Consider the following 22,954-nt stretch of genomic DNA (forward strand, 5'->3'; position numbering starts at 1 on the left):
GGTCAAGTGCCTTAAAAAAGTGCGTGACTGCTGCATACATTTTTTCAATTAAGACATGCATAAAGACGAAAATCAGTCTATCTTGGGTGTGAAGAAAAAATGCTGTACTTCAATCAGAATCTGAATATGAGTCAATTGAACGAATCGGCAAGAAGTAATTAGATTGTTAGACGCCCGACAGGGCCTGTAGAAAGAAGGGTACGCTATGCACATGCCATCGCCTAATACTGTAGCTCCCGCTCAAGGTTTATACCAACCGGATGAGTTTAAAGATAACTGTGGTTTTGGTTTAATCGCCCATATGCAGGGTGATGCAAGCCATGATCTTGTCAAGACTGCTATGCACAGTCTGAGCTGTATGACCCACCGCGGTGGTATTGCTGCAGATGGTAAGACAGGGGATGGTTGCGGTTTACTCTTAGCAATGCCAAAACAGTTTTTCCGTGAAGAAGCGAAAAAACTCAGTGATATTACACTCAGTGAAGTTTTTGCTGTCGGCACGGTGTTCTTAAGCCTCGACCCAGCAATTGCAGCACATGCAAAACAAATTCTAACTAAAGAAATTGAATCTGAAGGCTGTCGAGTATTGGCGTGGCGTGTGATTCCGACCAATAACGATGCTTTAGGTTCGATTGCGATGCAGTCACTTCCTGCATTTGAGCAAATTATTGTGAACTGCCCAATGGGAGTGTCTGAAGAAGAGTTTAACCGTAAACTCTTCTTGGCACGCCGCCGTGCAGAACAGCAGCTTACTAATGACCCTTCATTTTATGTAACCACATTATGTTCAACAGTGATTAGCTATAAAGGTTTGATGATGCCTGAAGCGATTGCTGACTTCTATACAGACTTGGCAGACCCACGTCTTGAGTCACATATTGTGGTGTTCCACCAACGTTTCTCGACCAATACTTTGCCGCGTTGGCCTTTGGCTCAGCCATTCCGTTATCTTGCACACAATGGTGAAATTAATACCATTACTGCGAACCGTAACTGGGCGATGGCGCGTACGCCAAAGTTTGAAAACCCATTATTGCCTGGTTTAACTGAGCTCAATCCAATCGTGAACCGTACTGGCTCGGATTCTTCAAGCTTAGATAACATGCTTGAAATTCTTGTGGGCGGCGGTATGGACTTGTTCCGTGCATTGCGTATGTTGGTTCCGCCAGCATGGCAGAACGTGGAAACTTTAGATGCCGATTTACGCGCATTCTATGAGTTTAACTCGAAGCATATGGAAGCGTGGGATGGTCCTGCGGGGCTCGTGATTCAAGATGGTCGTCATGCAATTTGTATGTTGGATCGTAATGGTTTACGTCCAGCACGTTGGGTGATTACCAAAAATGGTTACATCACGCTGGCATCTGAAATTGGTGTATGGGGCTACGAGCCTGAAGACGTGATTTCTAAAGGTCGTGTTGGTCCAGGTCAAATCCTAGTGATCGATACCTTCACAGGTAAAATGCTCGACACTAAAGATGTCAGCACGCATTTGAAAAAAATGCGTCCTTATCGTGAATGGTTACGTGAAAACTCGGTTCGTGTACAAGGTAGTCCAGAGCTTGAAGAATATTTATGTGATCAAGGCTTAAAAGGCGACGACCTTAAAGCATCACAAAAAATGTTTATGGTGACCTTTGAAGAGCGTGACCAATTGCTTCGTCCAATCGCTGAAAGTGGTCAGGAAGCAGTGGGTTCAATGGGTGATGATACGCCAATGGCAGTTTTGTCTCGCCAAGTACGTCATGTGTCGGATTACTTCCGTCAACAGTTTGCTCAGGTCACTAACCCACCAATCGACCCATTACGTGAATCGATTGTAATGTCATTGGAAACGTGTTTAGGCCGTGAGCAAAACGTTTTTGAACAAAGCCCTGAGCATGCAGATCGTTTGATCATTTCAAGCCCAGTGTTGTCAAATTCGAAAATGCATCAAATCCGTACGTTGGGTCGTAAGGGTTATGAAATTGCAGATATCGATTTAAATTATGCGGAAGATGAAGGTCTAGAAGCTGCAATTGCGCGTATCTGTGAAGAAGCAGCGCAAGCGATTCGTGACGGCAAAACCTTATTGGTGTTGTCTGATAAGAAAATTCGTCAAGGTTTCTTGCCTGCAAATGCATTAATGGCAACAGGTGCTGTGCATCACTACCTGATTAATGTCGGTTTGCGTACGGATGCCAACATTATTGTTGAAACGGCACTGGCACGTGATCCGCATCAATTTGCGGTTATTCTAGGTTTTGGTGCGACAGCAATTTATCCTTACCTTGCTTATGATGTGATCAATGACTTGGTTGCAAAAGGCGAGCTATTGGGTGACCCAATCCAAGCGCAAGTGAATTTCCGTAAAGGCATTGAAAAAGGCTTGTTAAAAGTCCTTTCAAAAATGGGGATTTCTACGGTTGCCTCTTACCGTGGTGGTCAGTTGTTTGAAGCGGTGGGTCTGTCTGAAGAAGTGGTTTCAAAATGCTTCACGGGTGTACCGAGCCGCATCAAAGGTGCAACCTTTGTTGACCTTGAAAATGACCAAAAGAAATTGGCTGATACCGCATGGAAAACACGTAAACCGATCGATCAAGGTGGTTTGCTGAAATTTGTCTTCGACAAGGAATACCATGCATTCAACCCAGATGTGATCAATGCTTTGCATAAATCAGTGCGTTCTGGTCAATATGCAGACTTTAAAGAATATGCTGAGCTGGTAAATAACCGTCCAGTGGCAACAATTCGCGACCTATTAAAGTTAAAAACTGATAACTCGATTGCTCTAGATCAAGTGGAGTCTGTAGAAGCGATTTTACCGCGCTTCGACTCTGCAGGCATGTCTTTAGGTGCATTGTCTCCTGAAGCGCATGAGGCGATTGCGATTGCGATGAACACCATTGGTGGCCGTTCAAACTCGGGTGAGGGCGGTGAAGATCCAGCGCGTTATGGCACCATTCGTAACTCGAAAATCAAACAGATTGCATCAGGTCGTTTCGGTGTAACACCTGCGTATTTAACTTCTGCTGAAGTCTTGCAGATTAAAGTAGCGCAAGGGGCTAAACCGGGTGAAGGTGGTCAATTACCTGGGGGTAAAGTGAATGGCTTAATTGCACGTTTACGTTATTCAGTACCGGGTGTGACCCTAATTTCTCCACCACCACACCATGACATTTACTCGATTGAAGATTTATCACAATTGATCTTTGACTTAAAACAAGTCAATCCTCAAGCGATGGTTTCAGTGAAACTGGTGTCTGAGCCGGGTGTAGGCACCATTGCTGCAGGCGTGGCAAAAGCCTATGCTGACTTCATTACCATTTCAGGTTATGACGGTGGTACAGCAGCCTCTCCATTGTCTTCAATTCACCATGCAGGTTCGCCTTGGGAGTTGGGTCTTTCTGAAGCGCATCAAGCACTTCGTGTAAATGACCTGCGCGGTAAAGTTCGTGTTCAAACCGACGGTGGTTTGAAAACCGGTCTAGATGTGGTGAAAGCAGCTATTTTAGGTGCAGAAAGCTTTGGCTTTGGTTCTACACCAATGATTGCTTTAGGTTGTAAATACCTGCGTATTTGTCACCTGAATAACTGTGCAACGGGTGTTGCAACTCAACAAGATCATTTACGCCAAGAACATTATATTGGCGAGCCACAAATGCTCATCAACTTCTTCACCTTCATTGCTGAAGAAACACGTGAGTGGCTGGCAGCGTTGGGTGTTTCAAGCCTCAAAGACTTGATTGGTCGTACAGATTTGCTTGAAATGCTTCCAGGTGAAACGGAGAAACATGCGCACCTTGATTTGAGCGCATTACTGGAATCACATCCTTCTGCGCAAGGTAAGGCGCAGTACTGTGAAGTTGAAGGTAACGCACCGTTTGATAAAGGCTTGCTTGCTGAGAAAATGGTGGCAGAAATGCTACCAGCAATTGAAGCTGGGACCACAGGTGAATATCACTTCACCATTGGTAACTGTGACCGTTCAATTGGTGCACGTATTTCAGGTGAGATTGCGCGTCGTTATGGCAACCTCAGCATGGAAGCACATCCAGTGAAGATGAACTTGGTGGGTACTGCGGGTCAATCTCTCGGCGTTTGGAACGCAGGTGGTTTGCACATTCGCTTAGAAGGTGATGCGAACGACTACGTGGGTAAAGGCATGGCAGGTGGTCGTGTGTCGATCTTCCCACCAAAAGGTTCGCCTTTCCAAACTCAAGAAACGGCAATCATTGGTAACACTTGTTTATACGGTGCAACGGGCGGTAAATTGTTCGCGGCAGGTACAGCTGGTGAGCGTTTCGCGGTACGTAACTCAGGTGCTTTTGCCGTTATTGAAGGTGCAGGCGATCACTGTTGTGAATATATGACAGGTGGTATCGTGACTGTACTCGGCAAAGTGGGGCACAACTTCGGTGCAGGTATGACAGGCGGTTTTGCTTACGTTCTTGACCTTGATAATGACTTCGTTGATCATTACAACCACGAGCTGATTGAGCTGAATCGTATCTCGACTGAGTCGATGGAAGAACATAAAGAGTTCTTAAGCCGTATCTTAGATGAACACATTGCTGAGACTGGTAGTGCTTGGGCGTACAAGATCCGTAACGAGTTTGATTTCTACAGTCGTAAATTCTGGTTGGTGAAACCGAAAGCTGCCAACTTACAGACTTTGTTGAAAACCACTCAAGCTGATCCACAATAATTCCACTACTGCTGATACATAGGCAGGTGCAGACGATAGATAAACGGGCTGCACCTACCCCACGGAGAGAGACATGGCAGAGCGCCTAAACAATGACTTTCAATTTCTGGATGTAGCACGCCAAGATCCAGAGAAAAAAGAGATTCAGGTCCGCAAAGCAGAGTTTGTGGAAATTTATAAACCTTTTACAGCGGAAGTGGCAGCAAACCAAACCCACCGTTGTTTAGGGTGTGGTAACCCATATTGTGAATGGAAATGCCCAGTACATAACTACATTCCAAACTGGTTAAAGTTAATTGCTGAAGGCCGTATTTTCCAAGCTGCAGAATTGTGCCACCAAACCAACACGCTACCTGAAGTATGTGGTCGTGTTTGTCCGCAAGACCGTTTATGTGAAGGGGCTTGTACCTTAAACGATGGTTTTGGTGCAGTGACGATTGGTAACGCTGAAAAATACATCAATGACACCGCCTTTGCACTGGGCTGGCGTCCAGATATGTCTTCAGTAAAGTGGACAGATAAAAAAGTCGCGATCATTGGTGCAGGCCCTGCGGGTCTAGGCTGTGCTGATATTTTGGTGCGTAGCGGGGTTAAACCTGTTGTATTCGACAAACGCCCTGAAATTGGTGGTCTACTGACCTTTGGTATTCCAGAATTTAAAATGGAAAAAGATGTAATGAAGCGTCGCCGTGAAATCTTCACGGGTATGGGCGTGGAATTCCGTTTAAATACTGAAATTGGGACAGATGTCACCATCGATCAACTGCTTACTGAATACGATGCGGTGTTCATGGGTATGGGTACTTATACCTACATGAAAGGTGGCTTCGCAGGTGAAGATCTAAATGGTGTCTATGATGCATTGGATTTCTTGATTGCCAATGTCAACCGTACTCAAGGTTGGGAAAAAGACCCAAGTGAGTACATCAGTGTTGAAGGTAAAAAGGTGATCGTTCTTGGCGGTGGTGACACAGCAATGGACTGTAACCGTACCTCTATTCGTCAGGGTGCGGAAGTGGTGAGCTGTGCATACCGTCGTGACGAAGAAAATATGCCAGGTTCACGTCGTGAAGTGCAAAATGCCAAAGAAGAAGGTGTGAACTTCTTGTTTAACCGTCAACCGATTGAAATCGTCGGTGAAAATGGCAAAGTCACGGGCGTGAAAGTGGTAACGACTCAACTTGGCGAGCCTGATAGCCGTGGTCGTCGCAGTCCAGAACCAATTCCGGGTTCAGAAGAAATTTTACCTGCAGATGCAGTGTTATTGGCATTTGGTTTCCGTACCAGCCCTGCGGATTGGTTTACAAATGTGAATATTAACCTTGATGGTTCAGGTCGTGTAGTTGCGGCTGAACAGCAAACCTATAAATTCCAAACCTCAAACCCGAAAATCTTTGCGGGTGGCGATATGGTTCGTGGTTCAGACCTTGTTGTCACAGCGATTTGGGAAGGCCGTCAAGCGGCTGAAGGTATTTTGGATTATTTAGACATTTAATCTAAATCGTTCAACACAAAAACCCGCTTCGGCGGGTTTTTTTATGATCACTATTTGCCTGAGATGATATGAAAGAAGTGAATCGGGATAAATCGAAAAAGATCTGTTGGTGAGTCAGATAAAAATGGATGAATTTGCAAACGCACTAAGCATTTTTGCCATATGTGAATCGCCTCTAACTTCAGATACTGAAGATCGCTCGGTTAAATGTTAGGAAATGGACATGACTCAAGTGACGACAGAAAAATTATATCAACATCGTCCAAAAGCTCAGGGTATTACGATTCGACGTTTGCAATTCAACCCCAAAGCCATTCGCCGGCATTATTTTGCCAATTCACCGGTCATGTCGCATTTGCTGACGGCATTGTCTTCGACTTTTCCCATCGGTGAGCAGTTCTTTGTGCATAGCGTGCGCAATGTACGTGACCAAGTGAAGGATGACAATCTTCAAGCACAGATTGCGGCATTTATTGGTCAAGAGGCGATGCATTCTCAAGCACACACGGCATTTAATGCTGCATGGCGCCGTGATGATTATAATCTCGATCGTTTTCAGGCATGGTTGGCGCGTAAAGATGATGATGTGAAAAATCTGCATCCTAAAATTCAGCTCGCAATCACCTGCGCTTTTGAGCATTTTACGGCACTGCTAGGCGGCTATATTTTAAGGCATCCTGAGGTATTGAGTACCTTGGATGATGATGCGGTTAAACTCTGGGTGTGGCATGCCATTGAAGAAATTGAGCATCGTACGGTTGCCTTTGATGTTTATCAAGATGTCTATGGTGATGACAAGATTCGCCGTTTAATTATGCGCAGTGTAACGACAGGTTTCGCCAGTTTAACTTTTTACTCGGCCAGTCGATTATTTTTACAAGACCACAAAAAGAGTATACCTAAATTGGGCGGGAATCTTTTTGGATTGTATTTACTGGCGAAGATGTTTGTGCAATTGCTGCCTGAATATCTGTCTTACTACAAAACCAACTTTCATCCCTCAGATATTGATTACACTCAGTTGTTGAAATACTGGAAAACCCGTTTGGCAGAAGACTATCAACTCGAAGGTTTTCAGCAGGATTTGCACGCGGTTGTTTAGTATTAAGTCTTTGTACACGACAAAAAAATATAACTCATTGAAATAATGGCATAATACTTGTTTTCTGACGACGAATATGATGGCACATTTCAATGAGCTATATCTCATCTTAAACAAATATCTAAAGTGGAACAAGTCACATGTAAAATGTTTTACACTGATTATGCTTGCATTAATTGTAAAACAGACATGTAATCTTTCTTCTGCATCTAAAGCCTTACCCATCAAGTGCTTACCACAATCATTTTATCGACGTATACAACGCTTCTTTGCAGGTCAGTATTTCGATTATCGTCAAATTTCTCAGTTAATTTTCAATATATTTTTATTCGATAAAGTCCAATTAACTTTGGATAGAACCAACTGGAAATGGGGGAAACGAGATATCAATATCTTGATGTTAGCCATCGTCTATCGTGGAATAGCCATACCTATAGTTTGGACATTGCTCAATAAACGGGGAAATTCAGATACAAAAGAGCGTATTGCTTTGATTCAACGCTTTATCTCTATTTTTGGTAAAGACCGTATTGTGAATGTGTTCGCAGACAGAGAATTTATCGGCGAGAAATGGTTTACATGGTTAATTGAAAATGACATTAACTTTTGTATACGTGTTAAAAAAACTTCATTGTGACCAATCACTTAGCCAAGAATCATAAAATTAGTGATTTATTTCGTCATCTTCAAGTTGGTCAAACTGAATGTCGTAAACGACGTATTTGGGTTGGTCGAGTGAAACTGTATATTAGTGCGCTACGATTAGAAGATGGAGAACTTTTACTTGTTGTTTCTCCTATGTTTAATGCTTCTGCTATTCGTGATTATGCATTACGCTGGGAAATCGAAACCCTATTTAGTTGTCTCAAAGGACGTGGATTCAATCTTGAAAATACTCGTTTAACAGACCCTAGACGAGTCAAGAAATTGATAGCAGTGCTAGCTATCGGTTTCTGTTGGTGCTATTTAACAGGTGAATGGCAACATGATCGAAAAAAAGCGATAAAAATAAAGAAGCATGGACGACTTTCAGTAAGTTTATTTCGCTACGGTTTGGACTATGTTCAAATGGCTATTCTACGTTTGATTGGTTTTGGAAAAAAAGAGGAATTTAAGAAAATTCTAGCAATTTTAAGAAAGAAAAAGCCTGATAGGACAAGGGCTCTATGAAATTTGTCGTGTACAGAGGTATTAAGTATAAAAAATAAGCAAAAAAAACCGAGTGAAGATCACTCGGTCTTTTCATTTTTAGATGTTTTAACTAAAAGCAACACAAGGATAATCAAATGTGTTTACAATCAGATTATTGCAATAAATAGAAAAGAAAGAGGATAGCTGAATGAATTTTATGAAAAAAACTGCTGTCGTTGTTGCCCTTGCGAGCACGTTAACGCTATCGGGCTGTGGTTATAATACCTTACAGGTCAAAGATGAGGCGGTTACAGCTGCGTGGTCGGAAGTACAAAACCAATATCAACGCCGTGCAGATTTGGTGCCGAACTTGGTGAATGTGGTGAAGGGGTATGCTAAGCATGAAGAGCAAGTCCTAACTGAGGTCACACAGGCTCGTGCCAATGTGGCAGGTTTAAAAGTCGATAAAGAAGTTTTAGAAGACCCTGCATTATTCCAAAAATATCAAGAAGCGCAGGCGCAAATGACGGGTGCATTGTCGCGTTTAATTGCGGTCTCAGAAAACTATCCAGATTTAAAAGCCAATGAACAATTTCGTGATTTGCAGGTTCAGCTCGAAGGTACCGAAAACCGTATTGCTGTGGCGCGTAATCGCTATATTACTACGGTGCAAGACTTTAACTCCTATTCACGCCAGTTCCCACAAGTCATGACTGCCAAGGTGATTGGGATGGACACCAAACCAAATTTTAGTGCAGAGCAAAGCGCGCAAAAAGCACCAACGGTGTCATTTAACTAGCTGTGACTTAAAGTAATCGCAACCATAGGGTGAATGAATGATAGTACAGCAGCAGTTCTTACGGTTTTCGTATAAATGGGTGGTTGCATTCATTTTATCAGGACTGCTGTGTCTAAGTTCTTTAACATGGGCAGAGGTTGCTACAGCAACAGATGGTGGTGCTGAAACAGTTATCGCTGGAAAAATTATTCAAGGTCAGCAAGCGGAGAGTTCCAATAAGGTAAGCTCGACGAATGCTGATGTTGTGCCACAACCACCCATTGCCAATGATATGGCAGAAGGTGAATCGATACGGACGTTACCGACTTTAAATGAACCTGTGATCGATCAAGCACATATTTTAAGTAATGAAGATAAACAAGCCATTGGTCAGAAAATTCGTGCCTTGCATGACACAGGAAAAGCCCAAATAGGCGTGGTGATTGTCCCGACTACAGGTCAAGAGGATATTTTTGGTTTTGCCATGCGTATTGCAGACCAATGGAAACTTGGTTCAGCAAAACAAGACAACGGTTTACTGATCGCAATTGCCGTTAATGACCGGCGTATGCAGATTCTTACGGGTTATGGTTTGGAAGGAGTCATTCCTGACATTATTGCGAATCGCATTATTAACCAACAAATCACACCCTATTTTAAGCAAGCTCAGTATGCTCAAGGGATCAATGCGGGGCTTACTGAAATTGAACGTATTTTAAATCTTGATCCTGAAGTTGCAGCTCAAGCGGCGCAAGAACTACAAGAACGCCAAGACCAAGCTATTCGAGAGCAGGAAGCCAAAAGTAAAACCTTTAGTACGGCTTTATTTATCTTAATTGCTGGCGCAATTGGCTCATTTGTGGTGGGGAAGCGTTTAAGTGCCTCGACGGCTGCAGTTGCAGGAACCGTGGCAGGCTTGGTCAATGGAGCAGGTTTAGTCACCAGCATACTGATTGGTGGCGGGATTTTCTTTTTACTCATCACGGCCTTAGCCCAAACGATTTTTCAGCTCTTTCTCTCTTCTGGCGGTGGAGGTGGGCGAGGAGGTCGCGGCGGCGGCGGTTTTGGTGGAGGTGGATATAGTGGCGGGGGCGGCGGCTTCGGCGGTGGAGGAGCATCAGGGTCATGGTAACAACAACTGAAACGACGAACATCGTCACTAAATCAAAGCTAGATGACGTTGTGCAACCCAGTTTTAAACGTTGGTTAAAGCATTTATTACACATGCCAGCGAGTAAACGCTTTTTTAATCAGCAAGATCAACATGCGATTGCGCAAGCGGTAGCTGCTGCTGAACATGGGCACATTGGGGAAATTCAGGTAGTAATCGAAGGGCATATGCCTGCACGAGAAGCCTATTATTTAGATACTCGTGGACGTGCAAAACAGCTTTTTGCTGAGCTTGGTGTGTGGGATACCGAGTTGAATAGTGGGATTTTGTTATACCTTAATTTGTGTGAGCGTAAGGTTGAAATTGTTATAGATCGTGGCATACAACAAGCTACGACACAGCTAGTATGGGATGAGGTTTGTCAGTCCATTATTGCGAAAATGGCACAACAGCAGTATCGACAGGCTTTGCTTGATGGTGTAATTCAAATTGGCGTAATTTTGGATCGGTTTTATGCCAACAAAATACAGGACCAAAACGATGAACTTGAGAACGCCCCAATCATGCTGAACTAAAATGTGATAAAGTTGACATTCTTTGTCACTTTGTCACATAAAAAAACAAAGCACAAAAAATAAATTTTTAAATAGTGAAATAAAGTGCTGTTTTTTATTTGAAAATAAATATAATAAAAGTTGGCATAATACATGCTAATTACAAAGTAGCCTTAAAAGCTTATAAGAAATTAACAAAACATTTGTGGAGAATGTTATGAAATCAGTTCAAAAGGGTTTCACCCTTATCGATACTCCATAAGTGTCCATATAAAATGAACAATCCATAAGTAAGTCAATATGGACATAAAAATAATAAATTTGATATGAAGAATACATATTATCTTTTTCTACTTTTTTCACTCTCTATTTTTACTCATGTTCAAAAACTAGATTTAATTCAATATTCAGATATTTCATCAATTCCTCAAATTGCTTTGAATCCAAAAATCCAAACAGAACTTCAAACATTGTTAAAGCATGATTATCTAAAATTTCAATCTAATTTCGATAATTACTCAGCATCCTATTTACTAAAAACAGATGAGGCTCTGTATTATGAAGGTCGGTCTGCATCAAGTTTAGATGCTTCATCAGCAATTATTTTTAAAGATGGTCGATTGTTTGCTGCCATTTATTATTCTACAACCAAGACATTAAAATATTTTAGTAATGATGGGCTTTGTTGCACAAAGATTTGAAATGCAAAGCGCCCCTAATTGAGCCAAATTTAAGGCGTAACTTGGGTAAGTGGTCGACCTAATTCCGTAAATCTGTTAAGGACTGCTACACGTGCATGGATCTCATTCACTTGGCTATCAAAACTCCTTGCACTGAGTTTATCTCCTAATAATTTGATGCAATGCATCTTAGTTTCAACCAAACTTCGCCGATGATAGCCTGACCATTTTTTCCATAGTGTCCTGCCTAAACGTTTAATTGTTCGAAGTAATTCATTTCGCTCTAGCGAGCTACTCTTTGTATCTTTCCATGGTTTCGCATTTTTTCTAGGTGGAATCACCGCATGCACTTGCCGATCTGCAATGACCTGACGGCATTGCTTGGTGTCATAAGCTCCATCGGTATAAACAGAGTCAATCCGCTCATCTTGTGGAATCTGATTAAGTAAATCACCAAGCACCTGTGAATCACTGACATTATTGGTTGTAAGCTGAACTGCTCGTATTTGCAGGGTTTTAGCATCTATACCAATATGAAGTTTACGCCATTGGCGACGATATTCAGGTCCATGTTTCTTGCGTTTCCATTCGCTCTCACCTAGAAACTTCATGCCTGTAGAGTCCATGAGTAGATGCAGCCCATCGCTACTTTTTTGGTAGCTGATTACAATATCAATATGCTTTTGTCTTCTACAAAGCGTGGTGTAATCTGGAGCTATCCAATTTAATCCGCAAAGTTTAATCAGACTTTGCACAAAGCCAGTGACCATACGTAAAGACAGACGGAATAAGGATTTAATCATTAAGCAGCATTGGATGGCTGCGTCGGAGTAGGTTTGATTTCGCCCTTGTTTGCCTTTTGATGGCGCATACCATTGCGTAGCAGGATCAAACCAAATGGCAATATTTCCGCGACTCATGAGTGCTCGGTTATATGTGGGCCAATTGGTTGTGCGGTAGATTTTGTGTGTAGGCTTCTTCATTTGAAAATTATATCGCTGAAAAACCCTTTACAGATAGGTTTGTGCAACAAAGCCGTTTTAAAGTAAAGTTTTCTTTAAGCATAGTCTTTCCCTATCTATTAAATTTTAAATAAAAAAAACGCATCTAATTTAGATGCGTTTTTTAAGAAAGAAGTTCTTATTTAATGGTACCAATAGAACAAGCTTTATTTTCAAATTTTTTGTCTACATCACTTACACAAGTCCAAGTACCATTTTCATCACGTTGTAATTGAACATTTTTGGTATTAATACCAGGGTTCCCAGTAGTAAATGTTAAAGTAATTGCACCAGCACCTTTATTTAAATCTTTAAGTTTAATAGTACCAAATGAAGGGTTTACAATACCTAAATCTTCAGCTCTCTCACCGCGGATAGCTGCTTTAGCATCACCAGCACCTGGTGAAGACTCAGGCTTAGCTGCTTCAGGTTTGGTAGTACCATCTGGAAACTCCCCATATTCCATTACGTATTCTTCCAAACCAGTTTTATTGGCTGAAACTGTTTGTACAGCGGCTGCAATATTAGAGCGGCCTACATAGTTTTGATATTGAGGAATCGCAATCGCAGCCAAAATACCGATAATAGCGACAACAATCATCAACTCGATCAGAGTAAAGCCTTTTTGAGCGTTCATAACATTCTCCACAAATGTTTTGTTAATTTAATTATAAGCTTTGTAAGCTGGTTTATAGTTTGCACAAAGTGTGCCAAAACATATTACTCAATTATTTCTTGTTAAATCAATACATTGTTCAATATATTAAAAATCTTATTATGCACATAAGTAAGTTTATGTAACAAAGTGACAAAAAATGTCAGTTTTGTTGGTTTTGAGGAATATAAATATGGAAGTTGTTAGTAGTAGGAATAACTAAATTATTGGCAGCTAAGCAGATGTGTACTTGTTAGTTGAATTGTTTTGCTTATTTGCTTACCAATCCACTTTGAAATTGAAAAATACTGTCCTATGCTGAATGCTTCATATATAGGGATTAATAGGGTGAAACGGTTAAAAGACTTCAAAACTATTGAGCGAATACCTCGTCCAGCTGTAAAAGTTTTTCCCATACAATTTGGTGATGACGAAGAGACTAGACGTATTGTTCTGCATCATGCAAGACGTGTAATTCTTCAGCCTAAAGAAGAAATACAGAAGTTGGCTTATAAATGAGTCTGGATTTTTTTATTCGGTTTTTAGCTTATCAAAATTTTAAAATATCTCACGACTAGTCTGCTTTTATAAAAATTCACCTTATCTCACTGAATAAAAGCCATTTTCTGATATGGACAAATTGGAAAAATTTGTCTATTGAAAACGATGTCCATATGGACAAACTGGATCATGAGATAAATTAATATAATTCAATGGTTTGATACGTGTCCATATAGAGTGACTTATGGAATGAATAATATTAATGATCGTTGTTGCAATTATCGGTATTCTTGCTGCGATTGCGATTCCGCAATACCAAAACTATGTTGCACGCTCAAATGTTGCAGCAGCTGTTTCAACTTTATCAGCAAACAAAACAGGCTTAGAGGAATATGTCATGGAGTTTGGTGAGTTTCCTGATGGTACAACGCCTCCTGTTAAAGGGGTTGCGGATGATCCAAATACAGCTAGCACAAATGAATTCGTCGCAGCTGTTCGTGGTGAGCGAGCAGAAGATCTGGGCATTAATAATTCGACTTTAGGTACGATTACTTTAGAAGATTTAGATGATGGTCAAGGAATTATTCGTTTACAATTTCAACAAGGTAATCCTGGTGTACGAGGCAATGTTGTACAATTTTCACGTAGTGAAAATGGTGCTTGGGTTTGTGAAACAAATATTGATGCAAAATTCGCAAGCAAATCTTGTCCTACAGTTACGACATTAGCTGGCTCTACCCCACCTGCTGTTGCTCCATAATTTAATCTTTATATAAAAAATAGTCTCTTTAAAGAGACTATTTTTTATATTTGAATCTTTGTTTTTTTATTATATTTAAAACTTTAACCATTTAAATATTTTGTTTTATACGAAATATTATATTACTGCTTTAAAATCCTAACTTAGAATAGCTATTTAGATTTGGTTTACAGGTTCCTTAGCTTTGTATAAATATATGAGAGTATATTAAAAAGTTGAGGCTATATTTGAGGGGTAGGTAAAACTTTATTTTTAATAATTTATAGCGTAGTTTTTACTTATTCATTAGACTTCCTTCATAAATCATTTTTCAACCAATTTAATTGTTTATCTTTCACCCAATCTAAATTGTATATGCCAGCAAGTAAATTAAACCGCAGGTTTAATCGTTTACGACGATTTCTATATACACAAGATAAAATCTTAAAACATTTCATCCTTCCAAATACGTGCTCTACTTGAATTCGTCTACGACCAATCTCTTTATTTAACTTTTTTAATTCAGAATCTAGTTTTTCAGTTTTCTTTGCTTTAGATGGCATGAGGCATCCAAAACCCAATTTCTTTATCCCTAAATACCCCTTATCAACGATAAAAAAGGGCTTAAATTTTAATTTCCTCATGCTTTTTTTAAATATTTTAAAATCATGCATGCTTCCATGACTTCCACATACACTCAGTATTTCACCTGTTGTATAATGCATAGATAGCTGAAATTTAAAGGTATGTCGCTTTTTTTTACCGCTATACCATTTCTTCTGTTTTTTTTGGACGTTGAACTAATATTTCAGTTGCATCAATCACAACAACTTCCCAATCCACTTCATCTCGATTAGGAAGTTGTTTTGGCAAGTTAAATTTTCCAGAACGGATTAAGGTATCTTCAATAACACGTGTGATACGAATTGCACTCGTTTCAGATACACCGTAACTCATACCAAGATGGAAAAATGTTCGATATTCTCTCCAATATTCTATACATAAGAGTAAACGATCTTCCAATGGTAATTTATGCGGTCGTCCTTTACCAATATGATGAGGTAAATGCTTATTTAGCTCGGCCAACATGAGGTTAAATGTAGCCCAACTAACACCGGTAAGCCTACGAAACTTAACGTTTGATAATTTTTGAATATCTTTGAATTTCATCCAAGGATTATCTCTTGAATTAAATAATTTTGCTGATTAATTTAAGATCAAATAAATTGTACGTTTTTTGATTTATGACGGAAGTCTAATTTAAAATAATAATGGAAGTAATCATGATAAATCGTCTAGGTTTTACTTTAATTGAAATAATGATTGTTGTTTCAATTATAAGTTTACTAGCGGCAATAGCAGTCCCTGTATATTTGAATTATGTGGCTCGCTCGCAGGTTGCTTCAGTTTTGGCGGAACTCAATGGAGCACGAGCACCGTATGAATTGGTTGTGAGTGGTAATTTGGCTAATAATACTTTTACAATTGAGAATATGGGATTGCCCTCAGCTGGATCACAACATTGTACATATATTGTTTATGGGCCTGTAGCAGGTGCTTCATTGCCAGCGCTAGAGTGTCAGCTTAGAAATGTTGTAGCTATATTGGCTGATGAGTCTATTTTTTTAGACCGACAAGAAAATGGAGTATGGAAATGTAGAACTTCATTAGGGATTTCTAATCAACTGAAACCCAAAGATTGTATTTAGTCAAATATTGAAATTAATGTAAATGTAGATAAAATAACGATTATTACGTTGGGATAGCACTATGGCTAACCGTTTTAAATTTTTTCTTAGTCATTTGGCTATTTCATTGCTCATAGCTTTACTTGTGATCGGGCTTGTGTTTTTTGTTTGGTATCCATCACCACTTGCTACAGCTGTTGGAGTCACTCAAGTTTTCCTTATGATGCTAGCGATTGATGTTATTGTTGGACCATTTTTGGGATTATTGGTTTACAAACAAGGTAAAAAGTCGCTTAAGTTTGACTTGAGTGTGGTCATTGGTATACAAGTTGCTGCGCTTTGCTATGGTCTGTTTAGTATTGAGCAGGGCCGCCCAGTATGGATAGCTTATAATGTCGATAGTTTTGAGCTGGTGCGAAAAAATGAAATCATCAATGATCATATTGATCAAGCTTTACTACAATACCAAAATGTTCCTTGGTTCAAGCCTCAATATGTGGCTGTACAGTTTGCTACAGATATAAAAATGCGTAATGATGACCTGTTTACTGAGGTTCTTGGAGGAATTTCTCTTGCACAGAAACCTGAGCGTTATGTCGATTTTGTTCAAGCAAGATCACAATTACAACAACGAGTAAGAAGTTTGAAAGAGCTTAATCAGTATAATAATGCAAAACAAGTAGATCGTATTTTATCAAAATATCCACAAGCAACTGGTTTTGTTCCTCTAAAAGCCAATGCTGTTGATATGACAGTTTTAATCAATAAAGACAAAGGTGAAGTAGTAAAAATCGTCGATCTTCGACCTTGGAAGTAAACCTAAAACTATAATAAAAAACCTGCATATGCAGGTTTTTTTAAATGATAGAAAAGTCCTAAATTTGACTCTGAATATAGTTCTCTACACCTACGGTTTCAACTAGATCGAGTTGTGTCGTCGTCCAGTCCAACCACTCTTCTTCTTTTTCTAAAATCTCTTGAACAAGATCTCGAGTGACATAGTCCAGCTGTTCTTCGGCAAGCTTAACAGCGGCTTGAATGGATTCAATGTTTTCTTTGACTTTACGGACATCACAGTTTAGAACTTCAACAGTATGTTGACCGATGTAGAGTTTGCCCAAGTGTTGTAAGTTTGGTAGACCTTCTAAAAAAAGAATGCGCTCAATGATTTTGTCAGCATGCTTCATTTGACGGATTGACTCTTTATATTCAGCTGAACCGAGTTGTTCAATCCCCCAGTCATTAAACATACGAGAGTGTAGGAAATTTTGGTTAATGGCAGTTAAATGATGATAAAGCACCTGATTTAACTGATTAATTACATCACGATTGCCTTTCATGAGAAAGCTCCATTCAAACTGCGGCTTAAAAATAATATCAATAACTTATGAGAAATATCTTAAACAACAAAGTGGTTTTTGGCGAGTAATTTATAGAACAGCAAATGAAAATCGCAATCAAAAGCATACGAGGTGGAAATTGGATTTTTAGGCATTTAAAGAAGAAAACCCGCTTAGAGTCATAAGCGGGGGAGGAGCTACTCATAAAGAGTACGTTTATAATTATGGTTATTCTAAAAACGAATCAAATATCTAGGCAGCAATAGCTAAGCGTGAGGCAATCGCAGAGACTTCAGCACTGATGATTGAGCGTGCTTCTGGTGCACAGCGACCACAGCATGTGCCGAGATCCAGCATCTCGCGAACTTCGCGATAACTACCCGCACCATTTTCAATAGCGTCTTTAATATCTTGATCTGTAATACCACGGCATAAGCACACGTACATTTCAGCAAGCCACATGAATGAAATAAGATAAGTGATATTATTGATAATTGTTATCGTTTGTCAATAAAAATCATTTGAAATCTCATTTGTCTTTATTGAGATTTTGGATGAAAAAAAGCCACTCAATCGGTGGCTTTTTCTTAAAAAATATAACTTATTGATTAATAATCACAATGCCATCCATCTCAACCAATGCATTTTTGGGTAGGCTTGCCACACCGAGCGCTGCGCGTGCTGGGTAAGGTTGTGCAAAATATTCACCCATAATTTGGTTGACCAACTGGAAGTTTGAAAGATCGGTTAAGAAAATATTCAACTTCGCGATATCGGCCAGCGTTCCACCAGCAGCTTCGCAGACAGCTTTTAAATTATCAAATACACGGCGAATTTGTGCTTCAATGCCTTCAACCAACTCCATACTGTATGGGTCTAAACCGATCTGACCAGAAAGGTAAAGTGTATTGCCGACTAAGATTGCTTGCGAATAAGTGCCGATCGCAGCAGGGGCATTTTCAGTATGAATTACTTGGCGGGACATCGTGTTCTCCTATTATATTCACCGTCAATCATAGCCTAGATCTGCATTAAAATGTGCGGATTTAAACAATTAACTCGCAATCGATGTTTCCGCAATGCTCACTGGTTGAGCTAATCGACTGATACGTGGGAAGCCAAAATGCATGCGTAGATCGCGAATGATTTTTGCAATTTGCTTACGGTTGTGCACCACAACATTGACATAAGTCTTATCATCTTGATTACACACCATTTCGACCCCGATTTTTTCTTTACGGCATTGATAAATTAGGTCAGAAATTTGTTCGTCATCCATGGCCATGTTAATCAATAAATATGCAGTAAAACTAATTTCTTCTTCATTCTCGTTAGTCCACTGCAACGGCATGATATTTTCAGGGTGCAGATGTTGTTCATGTAGGAGGTTGTGACAACGTGCACGATGCACAATAAGACCGCGGCGTGATAAATGTCCTTGAATTGGGTCACCCAACACGGGGTTACAGCAATGTGCGTATTTGACATCGACACCTTCAGTACCTTGAATGAGTCGGTCAGATTCCTGTGCACTTTGATCATGCGCAAACAAATGATTCGCAACCAATTGCGGCAGTAAATCGCCCACGGCAATTTGTTCAAAGAGTTGGTCTTTACTTTCGATATGTCGCCATTGTAAAAGCTCTAACCAGTCTGATTCGGTTAAATCTTTAATGGATACATTGAATAGTTTTAAAGCGCGATTTAAAGCTTGTTGTCCAACAAGGCGTTGTTCTTCGATGTCTTGCTCACGCAGTATATTTTGTAGGGCACGGCGGGCTTTTTGCGTATTGACGAAGCTGAGCCAATCCGGGTTTGGTGTGGCCAACACATCAGTAATAATTTCAATCACCTGACCACTGTGCAATGGCGTAGAAAGTGGTTTAGTTTCCCCATTGATTTTCGCACCTACCGCATGGTTACCTAAAAATAAGCTAGCAGAGTAGGCAAAATCGACTACCGTTGCACCTTGTGGTAACTCGTGTAGATGACCTTGTGGTGTATACACCCAAATTTTCTCTTGGTGTAAATAATCGAGCAGTTCGCTAAAAGTGGTTTTAGCACAGGCACCATCAATCAAGACATTCAAGTTCTGCATCGAGGCTTGAATCGCAGAACGGCAAGCTTGCGGAGCACTGTCGCCCAGTACCACACCAAAACGTGCAGCTTTACGCATCAGCTCGGTTTGAATGGTTACTGATAAGGTTGTGTTTTCACCTTTTAAACGCAGTAGTAGCGATTGGTTACCACCTGGGAGTGGTTTGCGAATATGGTCTGCAAAGTGTAAAACTTGAAAACTCTCTCGCAACACATCGGCTAAGCGGTCACAGTCAGCAATGCTATTTAGAATAATTTCAAAGGCATGACTATGCGTAAGTTCATGTAGATCAATGTCATTTTTTACAAAGTGACGTAACAGTTCGATATTGTTATTTTTCTTTTTAATTCGACCTGAGATTTGATGGTTTTTTAATAGCTCAGTAAGATTATTTTCCCATTTGCTTTGATATTCACAGCGTTTGGGTTTGGTTTGCAGGAGGGCTTCTTGGACATTGTTATACATGTCGAGATCAAGGTTTTGATAACACAGATGTTCGAGGTTATCGCCCATCTCATTCATGCCAACAATACGTGCCATTGGGACAAAAATATCAAAGGTTTCTTGGGCAATACGCGCACGCTTATCGGGGCGTAGTGCATCCAAGGTAGTCATATTGTGATAACGATCAGCCAGTTTAATAATAATGACACGTGGGTCTTGTAGTGTGGCTTGCAGAATTTTTCGGAAAGAAGCGGCTTTATTATATTCTTTATCACTGGATTGGCTAAGTTTGGTGACGCCATCGACCAGTTCGGAAACGGTTTTTCCAAATTTTTCTGCAATATCTTCTTTGCTAAAGTCTGTGTCTTCAATCACATCATGTAAAAGTGCCGCCATCAGGGTTTCGGCATCTAGACGCATATGCGCTAAAATACAGCTGACCGCAATCGGGTGCAAAATATAGGGTTCGCCACTTTTACGGGTAATACCATCATGGGCAATATCCGCATAATCACAGGCCGCAAGCACTCGCTCGACGTCGCTTTCAGTTAAGTAAGCATCGATAATAGTTTTGAGCTGTTGTTTAGCTTGGCTGACCATTGGGCCTGGCATAAAACACCTTTAAGACGTAGCAATTACAAGAAAATTTTACTGATCCTCTAATGAAAAACATATTGCATGAGTTGTCAAATTTTTCATTGAGAGAAAAGCAAAAAAGATACACCTAAACCACGATGAATCCTATCTTCTAGTTATAACGTGTATTGCACAAATATAAAAGTTATCCAATAAAAAAGCCTAGTTAAAAACTAGGCTTTTAATCGATAAATTTTTCTTATTGGAAAGAAAAACCATCTAAATTCAAATTGTTTGCAGAAAGTGCAAGATCAAGACTCGACGTTTGGTAGTCTTGCTCACGTTGTTTCAAAATATCTTTAGAAACATGACCGATTGCAATTTCACGTAATGCAACAACAGTCGGTTTGTCATTGTCCCACTCAACAGTAGGTTCAATGCCTTGACGTGCCAATTGACGCGCGCGTTTGCTTGCCACTAGTACAAGCTCAAAGCGGTTGTCTACATGGTCTAAACAATCTTCAACGGTTACGCGTGCCATAAGAGTTCTCGTTACAAAGGCTAAAATTAAACAGACTGTGCAGTATAAAGTGCTTTGTCTGTAGACTCAAGTTTTAATCACTTTTCAACAGGGGTGATCAGCTCAGAAATCATTTTCTGATGACGGCTCGCTTGCTGTGTAATGACTAAACGATTGGCAATAATCACAGACTCAAGATCGTGCAAAGCTTTATTAAAGTCATCATTAATAATTACATAGTCGAAGTTAACATATTGTTGCATGTCTTCAACTGCACAGCCTAAACGACGCTCAATCACCTCAACCGAGTCTGTGCCACGGTTAGACAGACGTTGACGCAGATCAAACTGGCTTGGTGGTAAAATGAAAATTTGTTTAGAGTCAGGAAAAAGCTTACGAACTTGCTGTGCGCCTTGCCAGTCAATTTCCAGTAGGACATCATGACCTTTCGTCAGTTGTTCTTTTACTGTAGCTTGAGCTGTGCCGTAGTAATTACCAAAGACTTCGGCGTATTCAATAAAACCGCCTTGTTCAACCAAGGCTAAAAATGAGTCTTTTTCGGTAAAATGGTAATGTACACCATCAAGTTCGCCGGGACGTTGCCCACGTGTAGTATGAGAAACAGAAACGTGAAGATTCGTTACACGGTCAAGGAGGGCTTTTACGAGGGATGTTTTGCCTGTTCCTGAAGCTGCAGAAACGACAAACAAGAGACCCGACATGATATTTTTCCTGATATGATAAAATATCTTCTCTATTTTAGAGTAGACAAGGTTTAAACGAAATAGCAAGGCGTCACTTTGTTTACATTTATTTTATTAGTTTCCGCTGATTGAAAAGTGGTATCGAGGAACATATGGAAATTGTATTGGCCAATCCACGTGGTTTTTGTGCAGGTGTTGACCGTGCGATTGCCATCGTAAATCGTGCACTTGAGTGCTTTAATCCACCCATTTATGTACGACATGAAGTGGTGCACAATAAATTTGTCGTGGACGATTTACGTCAACGTGGTGCAATTTTTGTCGATGAATTGGATGAAGTACCCGATGACAATATTGTAATTTTTAGTGCGCATGGAGTCTCTAAAGCGGTACAGATCGAAGCCGAACGTCGCGGTTTAAAAGTTTTTGATGCAACCTGTCCATTGGTGACCAAGGTTCATATTGAGGTCACTAAATATGCCCGTGAGGGGGTTGAAGCCATCTTAATTGGTCATGAAGGCCACCCAGAAGTTGAAGGTACCATGGGGCAATATGATCTGAAAAATGGTGGTGCGATTTATTTGGTTGAAGATGAACAAGACGTCGCAGAGCTTCAAGTCCATCATCCTGAGCGCGTAGCTTTTGTTACTCAAACCACCTTATCGATCGATGATACTGCAAAAGTGATTGATGCGTTAAGGGCGAAATTTCCTGAGATTCAAGGGCCGCGCAAAGATGACATTTGTTATGCGACTCAAAATCGTCAAGATGCGGTGCGTGATTTAGCAACCCAGTGTGATGTGGTGTTGGTGGTCGGTTCACCAAACTCATCAAATTCTAACCGTTTACGAGAATTGGCCGAACGAATGGGTAAAGCCGCTTATTTGGTTGATAATGCAGATGAACTTCAACAAGCGTGGTTTGAAAACATCGCCAAGGTTGGCGTCACAGCGGGTGCATCTGCACCTGAAATTTTAATTAAGCAAGTGATTCAACGATTACAAGATTGGGGTGCAACGCCACCACAAGAACTTGCTGGAACGGAAGAAAATATTACCTTTAGTTTGCCAAAAGAGTTACGTATTGCGGTAACTCAAGCCTAAAAGGTGGATTGGTTAACATTCTAATTTTATTGAAAAATTGACAGATG

General features: G+C 40.4%; 21 protein-coding genes and 2 pseudogenes. 13 read left to right on the plus strand and 10 right to left on the minus strand.

The window, feature by feature from the left end; genetic code table 11:
• The first annotated feature begins 211 nt into the window (after window positions 1-211).
• The 8 genes and pseudogenes from gltB to ACFN7Z_RS01480 form a co-directional block, all read left to right on the plus strand.
• The gene (gene gltB, locus ACFN7Z_RS01445; protein WP_395442464.1) at window positions 212-4,687 is read left to right on the plus strand and encodes a glutamate synthase large subunit; all 4,476 of its coding nucleotides are present in this window, start codon (window positions 212-214) and stop codon (window positions 4,685-4,687) included.
• Between the two features lie 73 nt (window positions 4,688-4,760).
• Window positions 4,761-6,182: an FAD-dependent oxidoreductase gene (locus ACFN7Z_RS01450; protein WP_005401346.1), complete on the plus strand. Its 1,422-nt coding sequence runs from the start codon at window positions 4,761-4,763 to the stop codon at window positions 6,180-6,182.
• 223 nt (window positions 6,183-6,405) lie between these two features.
• Window positions 6,406-7,284, plus strand: a complete 879-nt coding sequence (locus tag ACFN7Z_RS01455; protein ID WP_395442466.1) for a metal-dependent hydrolase — start codon at window positions 6,406-6,408, stop codon at window positions 7,282-7,284.
• A 79-nt stretch (window positions 7,285-7,363) separates the two neighbouring features.
• Window positions 7,364-8,454 (plus strand): IS4-like element ISAba33 family transposase gene (locus ACFN7Z_RS01460; RefSeq protein WP_094148494.1). Its coding sequence is split into 2 segments (ribosomal slippage): window positions 7,364-7,904 and window positions 7,904-8,454, totalling 1,092 coding nucleotides; the frame shifts between segments, so codons are not numbered across the junction.
• Between the two features lie 169 nt (window positions 8,455-8,623).
• Window positions 8,624-9,214 carry a LemA family protein gene (locus ACFN7Z_RS01465; protein ID WP_058870410.1) on the plus strand — a complete coding sequence of 197 codons (591 nt, stop codon included), beginning with the start codon at window positions 8,624-8,626 and terminating at the stop codon, window positions 9,212-9,214.
• Between the two features lie 37 nt (window positions 9,215-9,251).
• Window positions 9,252-10,325, plus strand: a complete 1,074-nt coding sequence (locus ACFN7Z_RS01470) for a TPM domain-containing protein (protein WP_395442468.1) — start codon at window positions 9,252-9,254, stop codon at window positions 10,323-10,325.
• On the plus strand, window positions 10,319-10,879 hold the full coding sequence (locus ACFN7Z_RS01475; protein WP_395442470.1) for a TPM domain-containing protein: 561 nt from the start codon (window positions 10,319-10,321) through the stop codon (window positions 10,877-10,879). Before ACFN7Z_RS01470 ends, ACFN7Z_RS01475 begins: the two co-directional genes overlap by 7 nt.
• Window positions 10,880-11,184: 305 nt before the next feature.
• Window positions 11,185-11,556, plus strand: a pseudogene (locus ACFN7Z_RS01480) (hypothetical protein); the annotation flags it as partial.
• Between the two features lie 32 nt (window positions 11,557-11,588).
• Here ACFN7Z_RS01480 and ACFN7Z_RS01485 read toward each other — a convergent pair.
• Both ACFN7Z_RS01485 and ACFN7Z_RS01490 read right to left on the minus strand, forming a co-directional pair.
• Window positions 11,589-12,521 (minus strand): IS5 family transposase, encoded by a 933-nt coding sequence (locus ACFN7Z_RS01485; RefSeq protein WP_395442472.1) that lies wholly within the window; start codon window positions 12,519-12,521, stop codon window positions 11,589-11,591.
• A gap of 157 nt (window positions 12,522-12,678) precedes the next feature.
• Window positions 12,679-13,176, minus strand: a complete 498-nt coding sequence (locus ACFN7Z_RS01490) for a pilin (protein WP_395442474.1) — start codon at window positions 13,174-13,176, stop codon at window positions 12,679-12,681.
• 333 nt (window positions 13,177-13,509) lie between these two features.
• Between ACFN7Z_RS01490 and ACFN7Z_RS01495 the strand changes: the two genes are divergently transcribed.
• Window positions 13,510-13,713: a hypothetical protein gene (locus ACFN7Z_RS01495; protein WP_395442476.1), complete on the plus strand. Its 204-nt coding sequence runs from the start codon at window positions 13,510-13,512 to the stop codon at window positions 13,711-13,713.
• A 244-nt stretch (window positions 13,714-13,957) separates the two neighbouring features.
• Complete coding sequence (locus tag ACFN7Z_RS01500) at window positions 13,958-14,455, plus strand: pilin (protein ID WP_395442478.1); 498 nt, start codon at window positions 13,958-13,960, stop codon at window positions 14,453-14,455.
• A gap of 296 nt (window positions 14,456-14,751) precedes the next feature.
• On the opposite strand, the pseudogene ACFN7Z_RS01505 reads toward ACFN7Z_RS01500, so the two are convergent.
• Both ACFN7Z_RS01505 and ACFN7Z_RS01510 read right to left on the minus strand, forming a co-directional pair.
• Window positions 14,752-15,162, minus strand: a pseudogene (locus tag ACFN7Z_RS01505) (transposase family protein); the annotation flags it as partial.
• 37 nt (window positions 15,163-15,199) lie between these two features.
• Window positions 15,200-15,523, minus strand: coding sequence for a transposase family protein (locus ACFN7Z_RS01510; protein ID WP_395442480.1), 324 nt, complete (start codon window positions 15,521-15,523; stop codon window positions 15,200-15,202).
• A 194-nt stretch (window positions 15,524-15,717) separates the two neighbouring features.
• Between ACFN7Z_RS01510 and ACFN7Z_RS01515 the strand changes: the two genes are divergently transcribed.
• Both ACFN7Z_RS01515 and tfpZ read left to right on the plus strand, forming a co-directional pair.
• Window positions 15,718-16,143, plus strand: coding sequence for a pilin (locus tag ACFN7Z_RS01515; RefSeq protein ID WP_395442482.1), 426 nt, complete (start codon window positions 15,718-15,720; stop codon window positions 16,141-16,143).
• A gap of 61 nt (window positions 16,144-16,204) precedes the next feature.
• Window positions 16,205-16,939, plus strand: coding sequence for a TfpX/TfpZ family type IV pilin accessory protein (tfpZ, locus tag ACFN7Z_RS01520; protein WP_395442484.1), 735 nt, complete (start codon window positions 16,205-16,207; stop codon window positions 16,937-16,939).
• Between the two features lie 58 nt (window positions 16,940-16,997).
• Here tfpZ and bfr read toward each other — a convergent pair whose 3' ends face one another.
• The 6 genes from bfr to gmk all read right to left on the minus strand — a co-directional run bounded on the left by bfr (window position 16,998) and on the right by gmk (window position 21,822).
• Window positions 16,998-17,462 carry a bacterioferritin gene (gene bfr, locus ACFN7Z_RS01525; RefSeq protein WP_004691472.1) on the minus strand — a complete coding sequence of 155 codons (465 nt, stop codon included), beginning with the start codon at window positions 17,460-17,462 and terminating at the stop codon, window positions 16,998-17,000.
• 252 nt (window positions 17,463-17,714) lie between these two features.
• A complete protein-coding gene (locus ACFN7Z_RS01530) occupies window positions 17,715-17,909 on the minus strand; it encodes a bacterioferritin-associated ferredoxin (RefSeq protein ID WP_279744400.1) in 195 nt (64 codons plus the stop codon).
• A gap of 154 nt (window positions 17,910-18,063) precedes the next feature.
• Window positions 18,064-18,447, minus strand: coding sequence for a RidA family protein (locus ACFN7Z_RS01535; protein WP_004691470.1), 384 nt, complete (start codon window positions 18,445-18,447; stop codon window positions 18,064-18,066).
• A 69-nt stretch (window positions 18,448-18,516) separates the two neighbouring features.
• Entirely contained in the window at window positions 18,517-20,616 is a 2,100-nt protein-coding gene (locus ACFN7Z_RS01540) for a RelA/SpoT family protein (protein ID WP_395442487.1), read from the minus strand.
• A gap of 223 nt (window positions 20,617-20,839) precedes the next feature.
• On the minus strand, window positions 20,840-21,121 hold the full coding sequence (gene rpoZ / locus ACFN7Z_RS01545; protein ID WP_004978050.1) for a DNA-directed RNA polymerase subunit omega: 282 nt from the start codon (window positions 21,119-21,121) through the stop codon (window positions 20,840-20,842).
• Window positions 21,122-21,198: 77 nt separating this feature from the next.
• Window positions 21,199-21,822, minus strand: coding sequence for a guanylate kinase (gene gmk / locus ACFN7Z_RS01550; protein ID WP_395442490.1), 624 nt, complete (start codon window positions 21,820-21,822; stop codon window positions 21,199-21,201).
• A gap of 134 nt (window positions 21,823-21,956) precedes the next feature.
• Here gmk and ispH point away from each other — a divergent pair, with 134 nt between their 5' ends.
• Complete coding sequence (gene ispH, locus ACFN7Z_RS01555; RefSeq protein WP_004978047.1) at window positions 21,957-22,907, plus strand: 4-hydroxy-3-methylbut-2-enyl diphosphate reductase; 951 nt, start codon at window positions 21,957-21,959, stop codon at window positions 22,905-22,907.
• Window positions 22,908-22,954: the final 47 nt, after the last annotated feature.

Source organism: Acinetobacter sp. P1332 (assembly GCF_044057475.1).
GTDB classification, from domain to species: Bacteria; Pseudomonadota; Gammaproteobacteria; order Pseudomonadales; family Moraxellaceae; genus Acinetobacter; species Acinetobacter johnsonii.

What these genes read in the sequence shown, in the direction of transcription:
- ACFN7Z_RS01530 (WP_279744400.1), bottom strand. Translation starts at nt 17,909, where the DNA reads ATGTACGTGTGCTTATGCCGTGGTATTACAGATCAAGATATTAAAGAC.
- ACFN7Z_RS01510 (WP_395442480.1), bottom strand. Translation starts at nt 15,523, where the DNA reads ATGTTGGCCGAGCTAAATAAGCATTTACCTCATCATATTGGTAAAGGA.
- ACFN7Z_RS01540 (WP_395442487.1), bottom strand. Translation starts at nt 20,616, where the DNA reads ATGCCAGGCCCAATGGTCAGCCAAGCTAAACAACAGCTCAAAACTATT.
- gmk (WP_395442490.1), bottom strand. Translation starts at nt 21,822, where the DNA reads ATGTCGGGTCTCTTGTTTGTCGTTTCTGCAGCTTCAGGAACAGGCAAA.
- gltB (WP_395442464.1), top strand. Translation starts at nt 212, where the DNA reads ATGCCATCGCCTAATACTGTAGCTCCCGCTCAAGGTTTATACCAACCG.
- ACFN7Z_RS01455 (WP_395442466.1), top strand. Translation starts at nt 6,406, where the DNA reads ATGACTCAAGTGACGACAGAAAAATTATATCAACATCGTCCAAAAGCT.
- ACFN7Z_RS01500 (WP_395442478.1), top strand. Translation starts at nt 13,958, where the DNA reads ATGATCGTTGTTGCAATTATCGGTATTCTTGCTGCGATTGCGATTCCG.
- ACFN7Z_RS01490 (WP_395442474.1), bottom strand. Translation starts at nt 13,176, where the DNA reads ATGAACGCTCAAAAAGGCTTTACTCTGATCGAGTTGATGATTGTTGTC.
- ACFN7Z_RS01515 (WP_395442482.1), top strand. Translation starts at nt 15,718, where the DNA reads ATGATAAATCGTCTAGGTTTTACTTTAATTGAAATAATGATTGTTGTT.
- ACFN7Z_RS01495 (WP_395442476.1), top strand. Translation starts at nt 13,510, where the DNA reads ATGCTGAATGCTTCATATATAGGGATTAATAGGGTGAAACGGTTAAAA.
- ACFN7Z_RS01470 (WP_395442468.1), top strand. Translation starts at nt 9,252, where the DNA reads ATGATAGTACAGCAGCAGTTCTTACGGTTTTCGTATAAATGGGTGGTT.
- tfpZ (WP_395442484.1), top strand. Translation starts at nt 16,205, where the DNA reads ATGGCTAACCGTTTTAAATTTTTTCTTAGTCATTTGGCTATTTCATTG.
- ACFN7Z_RS01450 (WP_005401346.1), top strand. Translation starts at nt 4,761, where the DNA reads ATGGCAGAGCGCCTAAACAATGACTTTCAATTTCTGGATGTAGCACGC.
- ACFN7Z_RS01465 (WP_058870410.1), top strand. Translation starts at nt 8,624, where the DNA reads ATGAATTTTATGAAAAAAACTGCTGTCGTTGTTGCCCTTGCGAGCACG.
- ACFN7Z_RS01475 (WP_395442470.1), top strand. Translation starts at nt 10,319, where the DNA reads ATGGTAACAACAACTGAAACGACGAACATCGTCACTAAATCAAAGCTA.
- ACFN7Z_RS01485 (WP_395442472.1), bottom strand. Translation starts at nt 12,521, where the DNA reads ATGAAGAAGCCTACACACAAAATCTACCGCACAACCAATTGGCCCACA.
- bfr (WP_004691472.1), bottom strand. Translation starts at nt 17,462, where the DNA reads ATGAAAGGCAATCGTGATGTAATTAATCAGTTAAATCAGGTGCTTTAT.
- rpoZ (WP_004978050.1), bottom strand. Translation starts at nt 21,121, where the DNA reads ATGGCACGCGTAACCGTTGAAGATTGTTTAGACCATGTAGACAACCGC.
- ispH (WP_004978047.1), top strand. Translation starts at nt 21,957, where the DNA reads ATGGAAATTGTATTGGCCAATCCACGTGGTTTTTGTGCAGGTGTTGAC.
- ACFN7Z_RS01535 (WP_004691470.1), bottom strand. Translation starts at nt 18,447, where the DNA reads ATGTCCCGCCAAGTAATTCATACTGAAAATGCCCCTGCTGCGATCGGC.